Annotated in this window: 17 protein-coding genes; 9 read left to right on the plus strand and 8 right to left on the minus strand. The window is 31.7% G+C overall.

What is annotated here, in order from left to right:
* Nucleotides 1–25 precede the first annotated feature (25 nt).
* Complete coding sequence (locus tag GN138_RS03625) at nucleotides 26–670, minus strand: NUDIX hydrolase (protein ID WP_157362200.1); 645 nt, start codon at nucleotides 668–670, stop codon at nucleotides 26–28.
* Between the two features lie 2 nt (nucleotides 671–672).
* Here GN138_RS03625 and GN138_RS03630 point away from each other — a divergent pair, with 2 nt between their 5' ends.
* Both GN138_RS03630 and GN138_RS03635 read left to right on the plus strand, forming a co-directional pair.
* Complete coding sequence (locus GN138_RS03630) at nucleotides 673–1,386, plus strand: peptidylprolyl isomerase (RefSeq protein WP_157362202.1); 714 nt, start codon at nucleotides 673–675, stop codon at nucleotides 1,384–1,386.
* Between the two features lie 143 nt (nucleotides 1,387–1,529).
* Nucleotides 1,530–3,677 carry a M3 family metallopeptidase gene (locus GN138_RS03635; protein ID WP_157362204.1) on the plus strand — a complete coding sequence of 716 codons (2,148 nt, stop codon included), beginning with the start codon at nucleotides 1,530–1,532 and terminating at the stop codon, nucleotides 3,675–3,677.
* A gap of 147 nt (nucleotides 3,678–3,824) precedes the next feature.
* Here the strand turns inward: GN138_RS03635 and GN138_RS03640 are convergent, their stop codons facing one another.
* Entirely contained in the window at nucleotides 3,825–4,829 is a 1,005-nt protein-coding gene (locus tag GN138_RS03640; protein ID WP_157362206.1) for a sugar kinase, read from the minus strand.
* Nucleotides 4,830–4,962: 133 nt separating this feature from the next.
* On the opposite strand from GN138_RS03640, the gene GN138_RS03645 reads away from it, so the two are divergent.
* Entirely contained in the window at nucleotides 4,963–5,493 is a 531-nt protein-coding gene (locus GN138_RS03645) for a GNAT family N-acetyltransferase (protein WP_157362208.1), read from the plus strand.
* A gap of 79 nt (nucleotides 5,494–5,572) precedes the next feature.
* Here the strand turns inward: GN138_RS03645 and GN138_RS03650 are convergent, their stop codons facing one another.
* The 3 genes from GN138_RS03650 to GN138_RS03660 all read right to left on the minus strand — a co-directional run bounded on the left by GN138_RS03650 (nucleotide 5,573) and on the right by GN138_RS03660 (nucleotide 10,027).
* On the minus strand, nucleotides 5,573–6,304 hold the full coding sequence (locus GN138_RS03650; protein WP_157362210.1) for an energy transducer TonB: 732 nt from the start codon (nucleotides 6,302–6,304) through the stop codon (nucleotides 5,573–5,575).
* Between the two features lie 93 nt (nucleotides 6,305–6,397).
* On the minus strand, nucleotides 6,398–8,548 hold the full coding sequence (locus GN138_RS03655; RefSeq protein WP_157362212.1) for a TonB-dependent receptor: 2,151 nt from the start codon (nucleotides 8,546–8,548) through the stop codon (nucleotides 6,398–6,400).
* 207 nt (nucleotides 8,549–8,755) lie between these two features.
* Entirely contained in the window at nucleotides 8,756–10,027 is a 1,272-nt protein-coding gene (locus tag GN138_RS03660) for an NAD(P)/FAD-dependent oxidoreductase (RefSeq protein ID WP_157362214.1), read from the minus strand.
* Nucleotides 10,028–10,163: 136 nt separating this feature from the next.
* Here GN138_RS03660 and GN138_RS03665 point away from each other — a divergent pair, with 136 nt between their 5' ends.
* Nucleotides 10,164–10,658 carry an RNA polymerase sigma factor gene (locus tag GN138_RS03665; protein WP_157362216.1) on the plus strand — a complete coding sequence of 165 codons (495 nt, stop codon included), beginning with the start codon at nucleotides 10,164–10,166 and terminating at the stop codon, nucleotides 10,656–10,658.
* Between the two features lie 4 nt (nucleotides 10,659–10,662).
* Nucleotides 10,663–11,295 (plus strand): hypothetical protein, encoded by a 633-nt coding sequence (locus tag GN138_RS03670; protein WP_157362218.1) that lies wholly within the window; start codon nucleotides 10,663–10,665, stop codon nucleotides 11,293–11,295.
* A 109-nt stretch (nucleotides 11,296–11,404) separates the two neighbouring features.
* Here the strand turns inward: GN138_RS03670 and GN138_RS03675 are convergent, their stop codons facing one another.
* Nucleotides 11,405–11,926 (minus strand): hypothetical protein, encoded by a 522-nt coding sequence (locus GN138_RS03675; protein WP_157362220.1) that lies wholly within the window; start codon nucleotides 11,924–11,926, stop codon nucleotides 11,405–11,407.
* Between the two features lie 160 nt (nucleotides 11,927–12,086).
* On the opposite strand from GN138_RS03675, the gene GN138_RS03680 reads away from it, so the two are divergent.
* On the plus strand, nucleotides 12,087–12,434 hold the full coding sequence (locus GN138_RS03680) for a hypothetical protein (protein WP_157362222.1): 348 nt from the start codon (nucleotides 12,087–12,089) through the stop codon (nucleotides 12,432–12,434).
* An 84-nt stretch (nucleotides 12,435–12,518) separates the two neighbouring features.
* On the opposite strand, the gene GN138_RS03685 is transcribed toward GN138_RS03680, so the two are convergent.
* The gene (locus GN138_RS03685) at nucleotides 12,519–12,926 is read right to left on the minus strand and encodes a DUF2452 domain-containing protein (RefSeq protein ID WP_157362224.1); all 408 of its coding nucleotides are present in this window, start codon (nucleotides 12,924–12,926) and stop codon (nucleotides 12,519–12,521) included.
* Between the two features lie 100 nt (nucleotides 12,927–13,026).
* Here GN138_RS03685 and GN138_RS03690 point away from each other — a divergent pair, with 100 nt between their 5' ends.
* Nucleotides 13,027–13,215, plus strand: a complete 189-nt coding sequence (locus GN138_RS03690; protein ID WP_157362226.1) for a hypothetical protein — start codon at nucleotides 13,027–13,029, stop codon at nucleotides 13,213–13,215.
* 163 nt (nucleotides 13,216–13,378) lie between these two features.
* Here GN138_RS03690 and GN138_RS03695 read toward each other — a convergent pair whose 3' ends face one another.
* Nucleotides 13,379–13,993: a fumarylacetoacetate hydrolase family protein gene (locus GN138_RS03695; protein WP_157362228.1), complete on the minus strand. Its 615-nt coding sequence runs from the start codon at nucleotides 13,991–13,993 to the stop codon at nucleotides 13,379–13,381.
* A gap of 159 nt (nucleotides 13,994–14,152) precedes the next feature.
* Between GN138_RS03695 and GN138_RS03700 the strand changes: the two genes are divergently transcribed.
* Complete coding sequence (locus tag GN138_RS03700; protein WP_157362230.1) at nucleotides 14,153–15,040, plus strand: phospholipase A; 888 nt, start codon at nucleotides 14,153–14,155, stop codon at nucleotides 15,038–15,040.
* 120 nt (nucleotides 15,041–15,160) lie between these two features.
* A complete protein-coding gene (locus GN138_RS03705; protein WP_157362232.1) occupies nucleotides 15,161–18,040 on the plus strand; it encodes an AsmA-like C-terminal region-containing protein in 2,880 nt (959 codons plus the stop codon).
* Nucleotides 18,041–18,043: the final 3 nt, after the last annotated feature.

Consider the following 18,043-nt stretch of genomic DNA (forward strand, 5'->3'; position numbering starts at 1 on the left):
TTACAAATGTAACCAATATGTTAAGTTATAAAACCTGTTTTAACAAGTCTTTTATTTCCCCAAGAATCATTGCTGTAGCTCCCCAAACTATATGATTGCTTAATTTAAATGCAGGAACTTCCACTTCAACATTAAAAGAGGTTGGTACTGTTGCTGTTACCGAATTAATTTCACTTAAAATATCAGAAAGCTTTACTTCTATAATTGCTTCTACTTCTTCATCTTGTTTAGAAAAAATTAGTGGTTTTGTAGAAATACCAATAAAAGGATGCACCATAAAATTACTTGGAGGAATATAAATAGGTGATATCATTTTTAAAACATCAAATTCTGTTCTAGAGACACCAATCTCCTCTTCAGTTTCTCTAATTGCTGTTTCTTGTAAATCATTATAATCCTCGTCTTCATATTTACCACCAGGAAATCCAACTTGAGCCGAATGTACGCCTTTATAAGTTTTACGCAGAATTAAAACCAAATAAGTTTGATTATCAGTTTTTGGATAAAACAACGCCATAACTCCAGCTTTACGAGGTGTTTTTGAAGCCGTATTAATTTTATTTACCAAATTTAAACGATAAGGTGGAGACATTTTTGCATGCGAGTCTTCGCCCAAAAGCGCAAGATGTTTTATTTTTACTACAGATTCTAAAAACGTACTAAATAGCATTTATGAAATTTCAATTTGTGTTTCCGATAGTTCTCGGAATAGGATTATTACTCCTGAATTGTGAAGATAAACAAACTTCAAAAAAAACGAATAATTCGGTTGTAAAAGATTCTACGATTACTAAAACTAAAATAACACAAAAAAAAGAAATTACTTCTGCTTACCCTAAACTTACAGATGCTAATGCGATGGAATTCTTTTTAGAATACGAAAAAGAAAACAAAGAAAACAAAGCGCGTATTACTACCGATTTTGGGATTATTGAAATTAAACTGTACAACAAAACAAAATTTCACAGAGCCAATTTTGTCTACCTCACAAAACGCCAATATTTTGATGGCACACAATTTTATAGAGTCGTAAAAAACTTTGTGATACAAGGTGGCAGTAGTGATGACTATGACCTAGCTAAAAAACGACAAAAAATAGGAAAGTATTTATTACCGCCAGACACTAAACGCGGTTATACACACAAAAGAGGAGCAATTTCTATGCCTAGTAGCGAAATTGAAAATGCTTATAAATTAGCATCACCTTTTCAGTTTTTTATTATTCAGCGACCTGGTGGCGCAAAATATTTAGATGGTGACTACACCGTATTTGGAGAGGTAACATCTGGCATGGAGGTAGTTGATAAAATCAATAGCGTAAAAACAGACGAAGGTGACTGGCCTTTACACAACGTTTATATTAGAAAAATAGAGCTCATTGATTAAAAAAAACAACAAAATTCTTATTTTAAAATAAAGAGAAGTTCTCTAACAATTATAAATATTTTAATAACAGTTTTGCTCTTAATTCTGTATCTTGTTTCTTTATTTAAAACACAACATATTTTCCTCTTATAAAACAAACAATAATGATTTCTAAAACATTAAAATCTACCCTAATTTGCAGTATCATTGTATTATCTAGCTGTAATGAAGAAAACCAAAAACCTATTGAAACAGCAATGAGCGATAATGTATTAATACAAGAATGGACAGGTCCGTTTGAAGGCGTTCCGGCTTTCGATAAAATTTCCGTGGAAGCTATAAAACCTGCTATGGAAGAAGCTATGAAACTAAATTTAGAAGAAATTGAGGCTATAGCAAATAATACAGAACCAGCAACGTTTAAAAACACCATTGTTGCCATGGAAAGTGCTGGTAAACCTTTAGACCGCGTTTTTGCCTATTATGGCATTATGGGAGCCAATGTGTCGTCTCCAGAATTTAGAAAAGTTCAGTCTGAATTAGCGCCCAAACTTTCCGACTTTAGATCTAAAATCTCTCAAAACGAAAAACTATTCCAACGTATAAAAACCGTATACGATGCTGCGCAAAAATCACCTTTAGAACCTCAAGAGCAACGTGTTGTAGATTTAATTTATAAACGTTTTGAAATGAATGGCGCCAACCTTAATACCGAAAAGAAAGCGCGTTATGCTGCCATCAATAAAGAATTATCGTCATTATACACGTATTTTGCTAATAACGTATTGCACGACGAAGAAAATTATATCACGTATTTAAATAAAGATCAACTTGGTGGTTTAGCTGATGGTTATATTAAATCTGCAGCAAAAATTGCAACAGATAAAGGCCAAGAAGGAAAATACGCTATTACCAATACGCGCTCTTCTATGGATCCTTTTTTAACGTACTCTACAGAACGCGAATTACGCAAACAAGTATGGGAAAACTACTACTCTAGAGGTGACAATGGTGATGAATACGACAACAATAACATTATTGCCAAAATTTTAAAACTTAGAAAAGAACGCGTTGGTCTAATGGGTTATAAAAATTATGCCGAATGGCGTTTGCAAGACCGTATGGCAAAAACTCCAGAAAATGCTATGGACTTAATGCTTAAGGTTTGGCCTGCTGCAACTGAAAGAGTTAAAGAAGAAGTGGCAGATATGCAAACTATAGCTAATGAGTTGGGAGATAACATTACTATTGAACCTTGGGATTATAGATATTATGCAGAGAAAGTACGTAAAAAGAAATACGATTTAGATAGCGATGAAGTAAAACAATATTTACAATTAGATAAACTTACTGAAGCCATGTTTTATGTTGCTGGTGAATTATTTAATTACAAATTCACGCCTGTAGAAGAAGATTCTGTACCTGTATTTCATGAAGATGTTAAGGTTTGGGAAGTTACCGATAAGGACTCTGGTGAAAATATTGGACTTTGGTATTTAGACCCTTATGCACGCGAAGGAAAACGTTCTGGTGCATGGGCTACAACCTATAGAAGCTCGGCATCTTTTGAAGGTGACATGAATGTTTTAGCATCTAACAATTCTAACTTTGTTAAGCCTGCTCCAGGTGAAGCTGTTTTGGTATCATGGGATGATGCTACCACCTTTTTTCATGAGTTCGGACACGCCCTTCACTTCTTCTCAGCAGATGTAAAATATCCAACATTAAATGGAGGTGTGAGAGATTATACAGAATTCCAATCGCAATTACTAGAGCGTTGGTTATCTACAGATAATGTAATTAATAAATATTTGGTGCATTATAAAACTGGCGAACCTATACCTGCAAGTTTAGTAGAAAAGATTAAGAAAGCCTCAACTTTTAATCAAGGATTTGGTACTACAGAATACTTGGCTTCTGCTCTAATGGATATGAAATTGCACTTAGCAGACCCAACAGAAATAGATATTAATCAATTTGAACGTGAAACTTTAGTAGAATTAGGAATGCCTAAAGAATTGCCAATGCGTCATAGAACACCTCAATTTGGACATGTGTTTTCTGGTGAAGGTTATGCAACAGCATATTACGGCTATATGTGGGCAGATGTTTTAACAAGTGATGCGTCTGAAGCGTTTAAAGAAGCTAAAGGTGGTTTTTATGATAAAGAAGTAGCAGACAAATTAGTAAAGTATTTGTTTGCACCGCGTAATGCGATGGATCCAGCAGAGGCTTACAGAAAATTTAGAGGACGTGATGCTAAAATTGAAGCTTTAATGCGCGATCGCGGTTTTCCTATTTCTGAAGAATAATAGTGAACAAACTTTCATTAGTATTAATTTGATACTATTCCCTTTTTTATAGATGTGTTGCTACATCTTAAAAAATTAATAATAAAAAGTGGATATTAAATCTAGAATAAGATTTAATATCCACTTTATCAATTAAAACACCAATTTCTAACGGACAAAACGACCTGAAATATTACCTTCAATAATTTGTACAACATCATCAACGTTACTATAATTCACATCACCTTCATAAGTATGTTTTAAAGCACAAGCGGCACATGCAAATAACATCGCTTTATAATCATCATAATGTTGTAAACCGTGAATTAATCCACCAGCAAAGGCATCACCTGTACCAATTCTATCTACAATATGCGTAATATCTAAATCTTCGGTTTCTCTAAACTCTTCGCCATTCCACATTCTAGCTCTAATTTTATGCCAAGAGGCATTTAAAGAGGTCCTAATCTTATCAAAAACTTTTTCAACAGAAGGAAACGTTTCCATTAAATGTTTACATGCTGTTATAAAATCTTCATTAGAATAACTATAATCTGTATCTAATACTTCATTAATTTCATTGATTCCGCCTATAAAAATATTAGAATAGGTTAAAAGCTCTATTAATGCTTCTTTTGGGTCTTGTCCATATTTCCATAAGCCACTTCTATAGGTTGGATCTGCAGAAACCGTAATTCCTTTTTCTTTTGCTAATTGTAATCCTTCCTTTAAGGTATCGTAAGCACCTTGGGTTAGAGCTGGTGTAATACCTGTCCAATGCATCCAATTCCCTTTTTTTAAAGCTTTTTCCCAATCTACCATAGAGGGCAGAATTTCAGAAAAAGATGAATGAGATCTATTATATGATATCTGACTTGGTCTCATTACGGCACCAACCTCTAAAAAGTAAACACCAAGCGGACGTTTAGAACGCACAACAGAAGATGTACTTACGCCAAATTTTCTAATATAAGATATGGCTGTATCACCTATAAAATCTTCAGATACTGCACTAATGTGCTTAACATTTCCACCAAAATTAGCAATAGAAATACCTACATTTAATTCTGTACCTCCAAAATAAAATTCCGCTAAATTAGATTGCATAAATTTTTTATTTCCGCGTGGCGAAATACGCATTAAAACCTCTCCAAAAGTTATGATTTGCTTCATATTAGTACTTTTTAATACCTTGTAATTTTTAAAAGTGTCATTTAAAAATAAAAGATACGGACTTAAATTTAATTGAATAAATTTATAACTAATAAAGTGTTAACTATTAAAGAAAATTCAATAAAACACGAGTATGATTATAAAACCGATAGAAACAGAACGTTTGTTATTAAGACCAATCGTTAAAGATGATATTCAAGATTTTTTTGAATTAGATTCTAACCCTAAAGTGCATCTATTTTTAGGAAATAATCCTGTAAAAACTATTGATCAGTCCGAAGCTATTATAGAAGATATATTAGAACAGTACAAAACAAATGGTTTGGGAAGATTAGCCGTTATTGAAAAAGCAACCAATACATTTATTGGTTGGTCTGGACTAAAATTAGAAGATAAAGTAAGAACAGAATTTAATTATTACGATTTAGGTTATAGATTTAAAGAACAATTTTGGGGACAAGGTTTTGCTACTGAAGCAGCATTAGCCTCTCTAGAATTTGGTTTTAAAGACTTAAAGCTAAAAGAAATAGGTGCAGCTGCAGATAGTAAGCACGTAGCTTCTAATACAATTCTTAAAAAAGTGGGTTTAATTCCCGCTGGTACCTTTACGTTTAAAAACACATTATGTAACTGGTATAATTTGAAAAATCCATATAGTCAATAGTAAACAAAAAAACAGTCAAAAGACAATGAAATTTTATTTTCAGTGCTCTTGACTGCTGTTGTTTATATAACGAGTTTATTTATTCTTGCAATATAAAGTTAATAGGAATACTATATGGTACACTTACATTTCTATCGCGTTGTGTTCCTGGTTCCATTTTTGGCAGTAAACTCATTATACGTTCTGCTTCTGCTTCTAACAAATGGTTTGGTCCTCTACTTTTAATTTTAGTAATTCTACCTGTTCTGTCAATAACAAAAAACACAAATACTCTACCATGTATGTTAAGTTCTGCAGCGGCTTCTGGATATCTAAAGTTTTTTAACAAGTGAGCCTGCATTTTTTCTTCAAAACATTTTCTTAATTCGGCATTTGTACCTTTACAGCCAGGAAAAGTAGGTACTTTTTCAATTACAGAAAATGGCACTTCTATATCTTCCTCTACCTCAACAACTTCTACTTCTTCTACACCTATTTCTCGTTCGTCTATAATATCATCTTGTCCTATTTCGGTGCTCTTTACAACTGTTTCTTCTACATCTTCAACATCTTCTACTATAGTAATAGCCTCAGTTATCATTGGCTTTTGAGCAGGAGGAGGAGGTGGTGGCGGAATATTTATAGTTGTAATTGGTATATCCTCATCAAATTGATCATCTAACATTAAAACATCGGCAGTAATTACATCTTTATCGTAAGTCTTATGTTCTAGTCCTATATATGTAAGGAGTAACATTACGTTTAAGCCAACAGCAAAGTATAAACTGCTGTTTCGACCTACATTGGCTTTTGGGTTTTTTTTGAGTTCCATGACGTTTAATTTAATAGTATAAAATTACTCTACTTATGTCTATTAAATAATGATTTTGGTCAGGTTTAAATTTATCTATTATATTATTATCATTTATAAATTATCTAATTGATTGTCTTGTTTATCTTCACTTATAGTCCAAAAGAATCCTACAAAAAAGAACTGATCGGCTGCTGGTTTAATAGCACTTCTATTATATTGTCCGTTAAAATCTGGTGTATTAGAATATTGATAGCCATTAATATTTTTAAATCCTAAAACATTATTTACTGAGAAGTATAAAATCTTCTGCTGGTCTAACAAATAGGCCCAATTTAAACTTAAACTATTAAAAGATTTTGTTTTTTCACCTAATAATTGATTGGTATTAGGATTAGTATATGGACGACCAGATGAAAAACTATAGGCCAAACCTACTTGACTCTTCCAACCATCTATCCAATATTTACCTACGACAGATAAATTATGATTAGTTGCATAATTAGGTTGAGCTGATGTTTCAAAATTTTTATAATTACGTTCTGTATCTAAATAAGAATAACTTAACCAATAATCTACATTTTTAATACTTGTGTTATCTCTCCAGAAAAAATCTAAACCTTGCGCATAACCGTCTCCTGTGTTATTAAAATTACTATCATACTGTACAAATTCTGTATCATATTTAATTAAGTTATCATAATCCTTTCTATAAGCTTCTGCTCTAAATATTTTACCATCGTTTACGTATTGATAGTTTAAAATGTAATGAGACGTTTTTTCGGCTCTTAAATCTTGATTAAACTTTAATATTTCACTATTTGGGTTCTGAAAAAAGTTACCATAAGCTAATGAGAACTGCCCGTTTTTAGAAGCTTTATAAGCCAAGGCTGCTCTTGGAGCAACTTCTGCTGATTTAAATATAGAACTATAATCGGCACGCATACCCACTTTTAAAGCTAATTTTTTTGAGAAAATAATATCAGCTTCTGCAAAACCTGCCGTTATATTATTGTCATAGCCATAGGTTTCATCTAATGTATTATCCATAAAATTCTCTTTGTAATCGGTTACAAATTGTTCTGCTCCAAAACTGAGTTTAAATCTACTATGGAAACGTTTTTTTAGTTTTAACTTTATATGTGCTGAGTTTTCAGTACCATCAATGTCGCTAGCTTCAATTCCTAATTTGTTTTTTGCGTACGTATAACTAAGACCTGTAGTCATTGTCCAATTGGCTCCCAAAACACCTTTGTAAGATGTATTTAAATAAAAATTACTGTTATTTAATTTAAAATCTATACCATTCTCATAATTAATATCCTCTTGAGTCAATTCAAAATTAGAGGTATCAAAAGCTGCATAAAACTTTAGCATTCCGTTATCTAGCTTTTGTCTAAACACAGTTTCGCCTTGCGCACTACTATATGGTGTTTGCCAATCGTTTCTATCTTCAAAAACTTCTAAATAAGGCCCTAAATTAATATAAGACACATTAAAACTTAATGAAGATTTTTCCCATTTCTGTGTATTTCCTAACGTAGCACCAACACTCATTATACCAATATCGGTCTTCTCTTGGATTGGTTCATCAATAGTATTTAAAAGAAGAACACTAGATAACGCTTGACCGTATTCTGAGGAATAACCACCAGTTGAAAACGTAATACCATCAAAAAAAAATGGTGAGTAACGACCTCGTGTTGGCGAATTATTTGGCGAAGGCGTATATGGTGTAAAAACTCTTATACCATCTATAAAAATCTGAGTCTCGTCTGCATTTCCTCCTCTTACAAATAGACGTCCATCTTCGGATACGTTAGAGGTACCAGGTAAGGTTTGTAATGCGCCAACAAAATCGCCTAAGGCACTTGCTGTGGTTACCACATCTAATGGTTTTAATACAGAAACCTTGCTATTATCATTGGCTTCAAACGTACCAGCACTTAAAACCACTGCATCTAAAGATTCTACATCTTCTCTTAATTTTATAATAAGTTGATTCATTTCTGAAACATCCTTAGATATAGATTTAGTTTCAAAAGACATAAATGAAATCACTAAAGTTTGTGTTCCTGTTTCTTCTGTTGTAAAGTTAAATTCGCCATCTTCATTAGTTGTTGCACCATCATAGGTACCTTCTAAATAAACATTAGCACCATTAATAGGTTCGTTTTTAGCATTTGTAACCTTTCCAGAAATGGTAGTTTGCGCATTGGTAACACCAAAAATTAATAAAATTAGAATAGTGATGAGCTTGTTCATGGTTTTGATTGATTAAAGTTCGTTTTTTAATTGATGAAACAAACTTCTTCAATTTTACATGCTTACAGAATTCTAAGTTACCCAACTGTAACTTTTGAATGATGAATTGAATATTATAAATAATTTAGGTAAGAAAACAATAATCTGAGCTAAAGCCATTGAACAAAAACCATGAAACAACAACTCCCAACCTATAACCAATAACACTTATTTCTTAAAAGGACGAATTATTAACCGCGCAGCTTTATCAAAATTAATATAGTTGTACGTCCAATTGAAAAGCACAATCACACGGTTTCTAAAACCGACTAGTGACATTAAATGAACAAACATCCATACAAACCAAGCAAAAAAACCACCAAACTTATAATGTTTTAAATCTACAACTGCTTTATTTCTTCCAATGGTTGCCATGGAGCCTTTGTCTTTATATACAAATGCTTTCAATTGTTTATTATCTATTAAACGCAATAAATTTTTACCTAATAAATTACCTTGTTGTATAGCAGGTTGCGCCACTTGAGGATGCCCTTTAGGGTACGCTTCCGTTGACATTAAAGCAATATCTCCTATAGCAAAAATGTTGTTATACCCTTCTACTTGATTGTAATGGTTTACACTATAACGGTTAGTTTTTTCAACTATAGATTCTGCTTGCAAACCAAGTACTGGTGCTCCGGTAACTCCAGCAGCCCAAATAAGGGTCTCAGAGGCCATGGTGTCGCCAGAATTAGTGGTTACTGTTTTACCGTCGTAATGTTTTACAATAGTATTACAACTCACTTTTACACCTAAACGCTTTAAAAACGTTTCTGCTTTTTTAGAAGCGTGCTCACTCATTGGTGGCAAAACACGGTCTGAACCTTCTATAAGATGAATATGCATATCATCCGGATTTAAATCATGATAATCTCTAGGAAGTATATTGTTCTTTAGTTCTGCTATGGCGCCAGCCAACTCCACTCCTGTTGGTCCTGCACCTACAATTACAAAATTTAAAAAGGCTTCGCGTTCTTTTTCTGATGTGGCAATTGCTGCTTTTTCAAAATTCTCTAAAATTAGACTTCTAATATTTAACGCTTGCGGTACGGATTTCATGGGCATACTATGAGATTCAATAGCTGTATTGCCAAAATAATTTGTTTTGGTACCAGTAGCAATAACTAAATAATCATACCTTAAATGACCGATAGAGGTTATAATCTCATTAGACTCTGCTAATATTTGGTCTACCTCAGCTAATCTAAAAAATGAATTTTTATGCTTTTTAATTATTTTACGAAGCGGATAAGCTATAGAGTCTGGCTCTAAACCAGAACTTGACACCTGATATAATAAAGGTTGAAATGTGTGGTAATTATGTTTGTCTACTAGCACAACTTGTACATTTTTATTGGCTAAAGACTTCGCTAAATTAACACCGGCAAAACCACCACCTATAATTACAATTCTTGGGAAATTTGTATCTGGAATATTCATAAAATAATTAAAGTTGTTACTCCAGTAAATTTACAAATTATAGAGGCAATAGAGATACTATTTAACTTTAGTTAAATAAATTTGTAACAAAACCAACACTTATACTACTAATAAGATAACCAACCTAACTCAACAATTGAATAAAGAACTAGAACATAGTTTTGTAGAACAGTTGCAGAAACATCAAAACATTGTACACAAGGTGTGCCGTTTGTACACTAACAATGTGGATGCGCATAACGATTTGTTTCAAGAAATTACTATACAATTATGGCGAGCCTATCCTAAATTTAGAGGCGATGCCAAATTTAGTACTTGGATGTATCGAGTAGGATTAAATACCGCAATTACGTTATACAGAAAATCTAAAAGACGCATAGACACGCAGGCTTTTGATGCGGTGCAATTTAAAATTAAAGCAGAAGAATATGATGATACTGAAGAACAACAATTAAAACTTTTATACCAAGCGGTACATCAATTAAATGATATTGAAAAAGCCTTGGTCCTATTGTATTTAGAAGATAAAGACTATAGAGAAATCAGTGAAACCTTAGGTATTACTGAAGTTAATGCACGTGTAAAAATGAACCGTGTTAAAAAGAAATTAAGAACCATACTAAATCCGTAATTATATGGATGAATTAGAATTATTAAAGAAAGACTGGAAACAAAACGAACATCAGTTTGAAACATTTTCGGATACCGATATTTATAAGATGAGCCATAAAAAATCATCTTCTATTGTAAAAACTTTATTTTACATTAGTTTGGCTGAATTGGTGTTTTGGATATTAATAAACTTTTTACCTTTTGTTGTCTCTGACCGCTTAAAAGCGCAACTTGAAGAAATTAGTCATAGCTGGCTATATGTAAGTTTAAATATTCTTAGCTATGGCGTTATAATACTGTTTATTTATTTACTTTATAATGCACACAAAGCGATTTCGGTTACAGATAACGCAAAAAAACTCATGGAAAGCATTCTTAAAACGCGTAAAATAATTAAGTATTATGTGCTGTATAATCTATGTATTGCGCTAATTAGTATTCCGTTTTCCCTATATTTTTCTATTAACGAACATCCTGAAATGTCTGATCAACTAAATAATGCCAGCACTAAAGAACTAATTATTATGTCTATAGTTGCGGTTGGTTTAACGGCAATATTCCTTGGCTTAATTTGGTTGTTTTATAAGTTAATCTACGGAATCTTAATAAAAAGACTTACCAGAAATTACCAAGAATTAAAAAAATTAGAGGTGTAAGCACAGGTATAAGATAGATCTATACACCTATAAAATAGAGATACAAAAACAGCATTAAATTTTACTAATTAAGATTTGATGCTGTTTTTTTTTAATTTATGCTTGTGCCCTATTTTCGCTGACCAACAAACTGTTGACTCTTCAATTTAAACAATACATTAAAACTGGTTAAACTACCGTAGCTTCTGGCGATGTATTGTTGTAAATCTATCTTCTCTTGTTCTCCTAAATTACTAGAGTTTATTTTTTGCTCCATTACTCGCAGACGATCACGTACCATTGTTATTTTATGAAAAAACGTATCTATTGGTAATTCTTTACCTTTAAGATTAGTATCACCAGGTTCTAATATAAGTTTTCCGCCTTTCCATTTATCTGCAATAGTCACCACTTCAGAAACATCAGACCATTTTCTTAATATCGATTTTAAACTTTGTTCTACTTCAAAAAAGCTAATGGTATCTACCTCATCTTCTGCAGCCTCAATGACTTCAAATTCAGAGTCAATATCTATGGTTTCTAAACCGTTTTCAATAAAGGTTACCCAATAGTGTTTTGAGGTAACATTAGTTACTACACCTTTGCCGTATGTAGTATGGTTTATTCTAGATCCTATACCTAATATTTTCATGTTATTTATTTTAAAATGATTTATAAATACAACACTAAATTAAAAAAATAACTATTAAAACGTTGTTATTTTGTAAACTGATAAAACTCATTTATAAACTTTTTTACTTATCTAAAATTGTATTATCTTTAAAAAATAAACAATTTTAACCTATTAAAATATGAAAAAATCAATTTTAACCCTTTTATTTTTAGGAATTCTCTTTTTGTCTTTTACTAGTAATCAACCTAAAGTTGGAGATATTTTAATCATAAAATCCCCATCCTCTAATACTTACAGCTATATTTACTTTCCTAAACCAAACATTTTAATTAAACGTGGTACTGTAACAGGTTACAAAAGTGTTAAGAATAATGTGGTTATTATTAAAGATATTATTACGGAAGATGATGGCGATATAAAAGTAGTATTAACTAAAAAAGATGGCAGCAAATTTTTTGGCTATTTAAGCAACGTAAAAGCAGATTACAACAAAGCGCTTCGAGCCAATGAAATTGAAATTATGTAATAATACCAATACAACCTAAACAAAAAAGTATACCGAATTTACGGTATACTTTTTTGTTTTTATTAAAATGTTTGATGCTTTATTTTAGGCTTCTACTTTTTTCCAGATAAGCTCACTGTTAAGCACAAAACTGCCTATGTAATCAAAATTGCAACTTTCCGGATTAATTATAGATAAAAATGGTTCGCTCTTTTTATCGCGATACAAGTGGTAGGTTTCTCCAATAAGTGGCTCAAAGCTGTAGCGCGAGTTATACACTAAGGTATTGTACTCTAACTCTTTCATCATTTTATCATAAGCGGCTTTAAGCTCTATATACTTCGCCTTTATCTGTTTATTTGCTTTATTAATATTTCGCGTTTTCCAAGTAGAATTATCTGTCACTTGTATAGAAGGCGCTCCTACATTTGTAGCATAAGGCTTTAATGACGAATCGTAACGTTGCGTATCTTCATTAAATACTATTTGATCGGGCTTTTTGTTTTTAGACATAGCGAGTAGGCTTTTAACAAAGATAAAGCGCATACTGCTTTAAAAAGATGTATTCAGTGTATTTTTTTATTAACTTACAAGAATATATAATTAATCTACAATGAATTTATTAAAAAAAATTGGCCCTTTAAATCTATTTATGCTGCTGCTATGTGCCTTAATTATCGGTGTTGCAGAATATTTATTTTTAAGAGGTGATCAATTGCATGCTATTTTTATAGGGCTTTGGGCACCAACCTTGCTCGGAATTGTAATTTTTATAAAACAGATATTAAATGGAACCAAATGATATAATTATCTCTTTTTCAATTTTTGTATCTATTTGTGTCATTATTTGGGCAATTTTAGTGATACGTGCTTATAATAAGATTGGTCGTGAAGATTAAAATTTAGAAAAAATGCAGCCTTTATTTAATTTAAAAGGCTGCGATAATAGTTTATTTAGGTTGAAATTACACCAATTTAAAATCTAATAACAACTCACCTTCAATAGAAGCTTGCAAATGATCACCTTTTACATTAGTCCCTTTACCTGCTGCAGGTGTACCTGTAAATATAAGATCACCTTCTTCTAAAGTCATAAACGAAGACACATACGCAATAATTTCAGCAAAATTGTAAATCATAAGACTAGTGTTACCTTCTTGTTTTTGCTCGCCATTAATTTTTAAATCGAAATTAATATTGGTCAAATCCGTAAATTCCGAAACTGGTTTAAAGCTAGATATTGGCGAAGCGCCATCAAAACCCTTTGCTAATGCCCATGGTCCCTTTTTCTCTCTACTTGCCGATAAAACATCTGTTGCGGTATAATCTATACCAACCGCAATATCTGAGATGTAAGAGTTAGCGTCTTCTAACGCAATATCTTTTCCTTGTTTTCCAATCTTTGCCACTAACTCAACCTCATAAACTAGTTGGTTGGTTATTTTCGGAAATACAACATCTTTATTATCTGTTACCAATGTAGATTCTGGCTTTGTAAATATGGTTTGGCTTCCGGTTTTAGCCGCACTAAGTTCTGCGTTATCGTTAACGTAGTTTTTACCGATTCCTATAATTTTCATCTAATTATCTATTTAGTTATTTTAACATGGTAAAGATACTTAAAGCATATGAGGCACAAAACTACAGAATCATTATTTTAGATGTTAAAAACAAAAGTTTATCTATTACAATTAAAAATTAAAAAATAGCTTTGCTATTCTCAACCAATACAACAATTTATGAATAAAACAAGAGCTAGCTTATTAATACTAATGCTTTTGTGTCTTCATTTAAATGCGCAAAAACTTATACAGCAAACAACGTCACTTAAATCTATAGCGACCGTTTGGGATTTAGACAAAGCAAATAAACAAGGAACCTTTAAAATTACAGCATATAAACCTATTTACTTTACCGCGTCTAGATGGTCAGATACACCTAATAAATTGCCTTATAGTGAAAATTCAGACTATTCGGTAACTGAAGAAATAGATTACAACAGTTTAGAAGCTAAATTTCAACTCAGTTTTAAAACTAAATTGGCTGAATCTATTTTGTTTGGTAAGGGCGATTTATGGGCTACATATACACAAATTGCGCATTGGCAAATTTATAACACAGATATTTCTAGAGCTTTTAGAGAACTTAATTACGAACCTGAACTAATAATAACCTATCCTTTAAACCTTACGGTTGCAGGTTTTAATATAAAAATGGCAAGTGTTAGCCTTAATCACCAATCTAACGGAAGAGATTTACCGCGCTCTCGTAGTTGGAATCGTATAATATTTAACATTGCAATGGAAAGTAAAAACCTAACATTATACTTAACGCCTTGGTTAAGATTACCAGACGATGAAGATGAAAACCCCTTAATTACAGATTTCATAGGAAACGGAAGACTAACCGCCATCTACAAATTAAAAAAGCATACCTTTTATACTGTACTCACAAACACATTTACTGTAAAAGACAACAGAGGCAGCTTACAATTTAATTACCTCTATCCTTTAAATGAAAATCTTAATCTTCATGCGCAACTTTTTACAGGTTATGGCGAAACTTTAGTAGATTATAACCATTACCAAAATACGGTTGGTTTGGGAGTTTCTTTTTCTAATTGGTAGAATACATTGCCTTTTTTAGAATTTAACAATTATACCCTTTATTATTAACTATTCTTCAACCATCTTTTTTAAAAATAATATTAATTTTGATGTCTAATACTTTAAGACTAAAGTGGTTTAATGGACAAGGCAAAATCAAGCAGGTGGCAGAAAGTTTTAAAATGGACTTTAGGAATAATAGTATTGCTAATTATTGGTCTGTTTGCCTTACCAACATTATTTAATGATGTTATTTCTACCGAAATAAAAAAAGGCATTAATAATAATTTAACCACAGAACTTCAGTTTAAAGACTCTAATATTTCATTTTTTCATCACTTCCCTTCATTAACGTTTTCTTTTGAAGATATTAATTTAGCCAGTGCGCAACCTTTTGAAAAAGACACCTTAATTAGTGCAAAAGAATTAGGGTTTGGTATTAATGTGTTTAAACTCATTTTTTCTGATAAGGTTGTAGTACACGAAACGTATTTAACCGATTGCAACATAAACTTAATTAAAGATAAATTTGGAAGAAATAATTACGACGTTTATAATGCTACAGACACCACTTCTATTGCTACAGATACCACATCTTCTGGATTAAACCTTAACCTTAGAAGACTTCAACTACAAAATGCGTCTATTCATTATATTGACAAAGATAATGGTATAACGATTAGTTCTCGTGGACTTAATTACAATGGAAGGGGTGGCATTGTAGGTGGTAAATTAGAATTAGGTTCTCGATTAGACATTACTAGTGTAGATGTGGTTTTTGATCACACAGATTATTTAAACGGAAAGAAGATTAAAGCAAGGTCATTCACCATATACGATTCGCAAAACCTTTCTGTTGCCTTAGATAAAAACACCTTTTCTCTAAATGATTTAAAAGTTAATTTTAACGGAAATCTCGATGTATATGATAATGGCTTAGCCTATAACCTTCACTTTAAAACTGAAGATGGCACATTAGAAAATGTGGTAAGTGCATTACCTCCAAAATATGTAGAATGGTCTAAAGATGTACTGCTTAATGGTGATTTAGATGCAACAATTCAACTTGCGGGTTATTCTGGTATAGTCCCAGATTCTTCTGCTATTAATAGAATAGATTTAGATGTTAATATCGTTGATGGAAGAATAAAGCATAATACTGCCATAAAGCCCATTGAAAATTTAAATCTTAAATTAAAAGGGTACTTAACTGATAATTATATCAATTTTAATTTAGATAATTTTGATTTTTTACTCAACAATGAAAGTACAAAAGGACAGGTTTCTGTGCATGGAACAACAGATTCACTTTATGTAAAATCTAATATAAAATCACAGATTGACCTTAATATTCTTAATCAAACTTTAAATCTTCCAGACTTAAAATTCAACGGAGTATTAGCAGCTGATATTCATACTGATGGTATTTACCAACCGCTCGCCTCTAAATTACCTAAAACCAATGGTGCTTTTAAATTAGTCAATGGGTCGTTACAAACTTCTGGTCATCCAGAACCTATTATAGATATTCAACTAAAGGCTATTGCAGAAAACAAAGGGCAAACTTACCAAGAATCTACGTTAAGGATTAATGCGCTTAATTTTAGTTTTCTAAATAACCAATTTACAAGTTCGGGCTTTTTTAAGAATTTTGACAATCCGGAATATCAAATTAAAGGCTACGGAACTATTGACTTTACCGCAATAAATCAAGTTATAGAATTACCTATAAACATTACAAACGGTCAGCTTTTTGCAGATTTAGATTTAAAAGGTCAGCTTAGTAATTCAGTAAAAAACAACAGTAATACTGGGACATTAAACCTCTCTAATTTAGAATTTAAAAGTAATATTCTACAACATGCTGTTACTGTAAAAGAAGGAAAATTTTTGTTTTTAAATGAAAAAATGGCATTTACTAATTTAACAGTAAAACATCAATCGTCTGATGTTGTACTGAATGGGTATTTTCAAAACTATTTAGATTATGCACTTTACTCTAAAGGTATTTTAAAAGGTGACCTAACGCTAAACGCTCCAATGGTTGATATTACGGAGTTTTTTCCAAAAGAAGATCAGCTAACACAAAGCACAGATAGTTTAGTTAATTCTAATACTGTTGAGAATGTTGTAAGTGGTGTAATGCAAGTGCCAAAAAATATAGATTTAGCTATACAGATAAGTATTGACAGCTTACTTTATAACAGTCTAAAAATCAGTAAACTTTCAGGCAACTTAGGTATAAAAGAACAAGGTTTATTTTTAAAAAACAGCGCTCTAAATTTGGTGGATGGCGCAGCTAAAATAGAAGGCTTTTACCAACCAACCTCAACAAAAGACGCTTTATTTTCTTTAGATATTGATGCTAAAAAACTGAATATAGAAAAAGGATATAATAGTATGGCATTATTTAAAGAATTAGCACCTGCTGCTGCACAAGCTTCCGGAATCGTGTCCATAGATTATGCATTAACAGGGAAATTAGACCAAGATATGTTGCCTAACCTTCCATCTTTAAATGGAAAAGGCACCATTAAAGTACACAATGTGAAATTCGATGGCTACAAGTTATTGGGTAAAGTTTCAGAAAAATCTGGATTTAAAGAACTCAACGACCCCAAAATTTCAGAAATCACCATTAATTCTTCAATAAACAATAATGTATTAGACATAGAACGCTTCAAATTTAAAGTCCGTCCTTTTAAACTGAGACTAGAAGGGCAAACAAGTTTAAATGGCAATTTAAGTCTAAAAATGAGAATTGGTTTACCACCTCTTGGACTCATAGGAATTCCAGTTGTTATTGAAGGTAACAGCGAAGATTTTAATGTAAAACTTGGTAAAAAATCAAAAGATTTAAATACAGATGATACTATTGATGACAACCAAATCAACGAAACTTTAGAAAATATTTCGAATAAAAAGGAAGCTTTAAGAGAAAGTCAATCTACAGACGAGATAAACAAATTACAAGAAAATATAGAGCGTGCAAAAACAGATAGTTTAACAATTAAAGAATAAATC

It is taken from the genome of Winogradskyella endarachnes, from assembly GCF_009741275.1.
In the GTDB taxonomy this organism is placed as follows: Bacteria; Bacteroidota; Bacteroidia; order Flavobacteriales; family Flavobacteriaceae; genus Winogradskyella; species Winogradskyella endarachnes.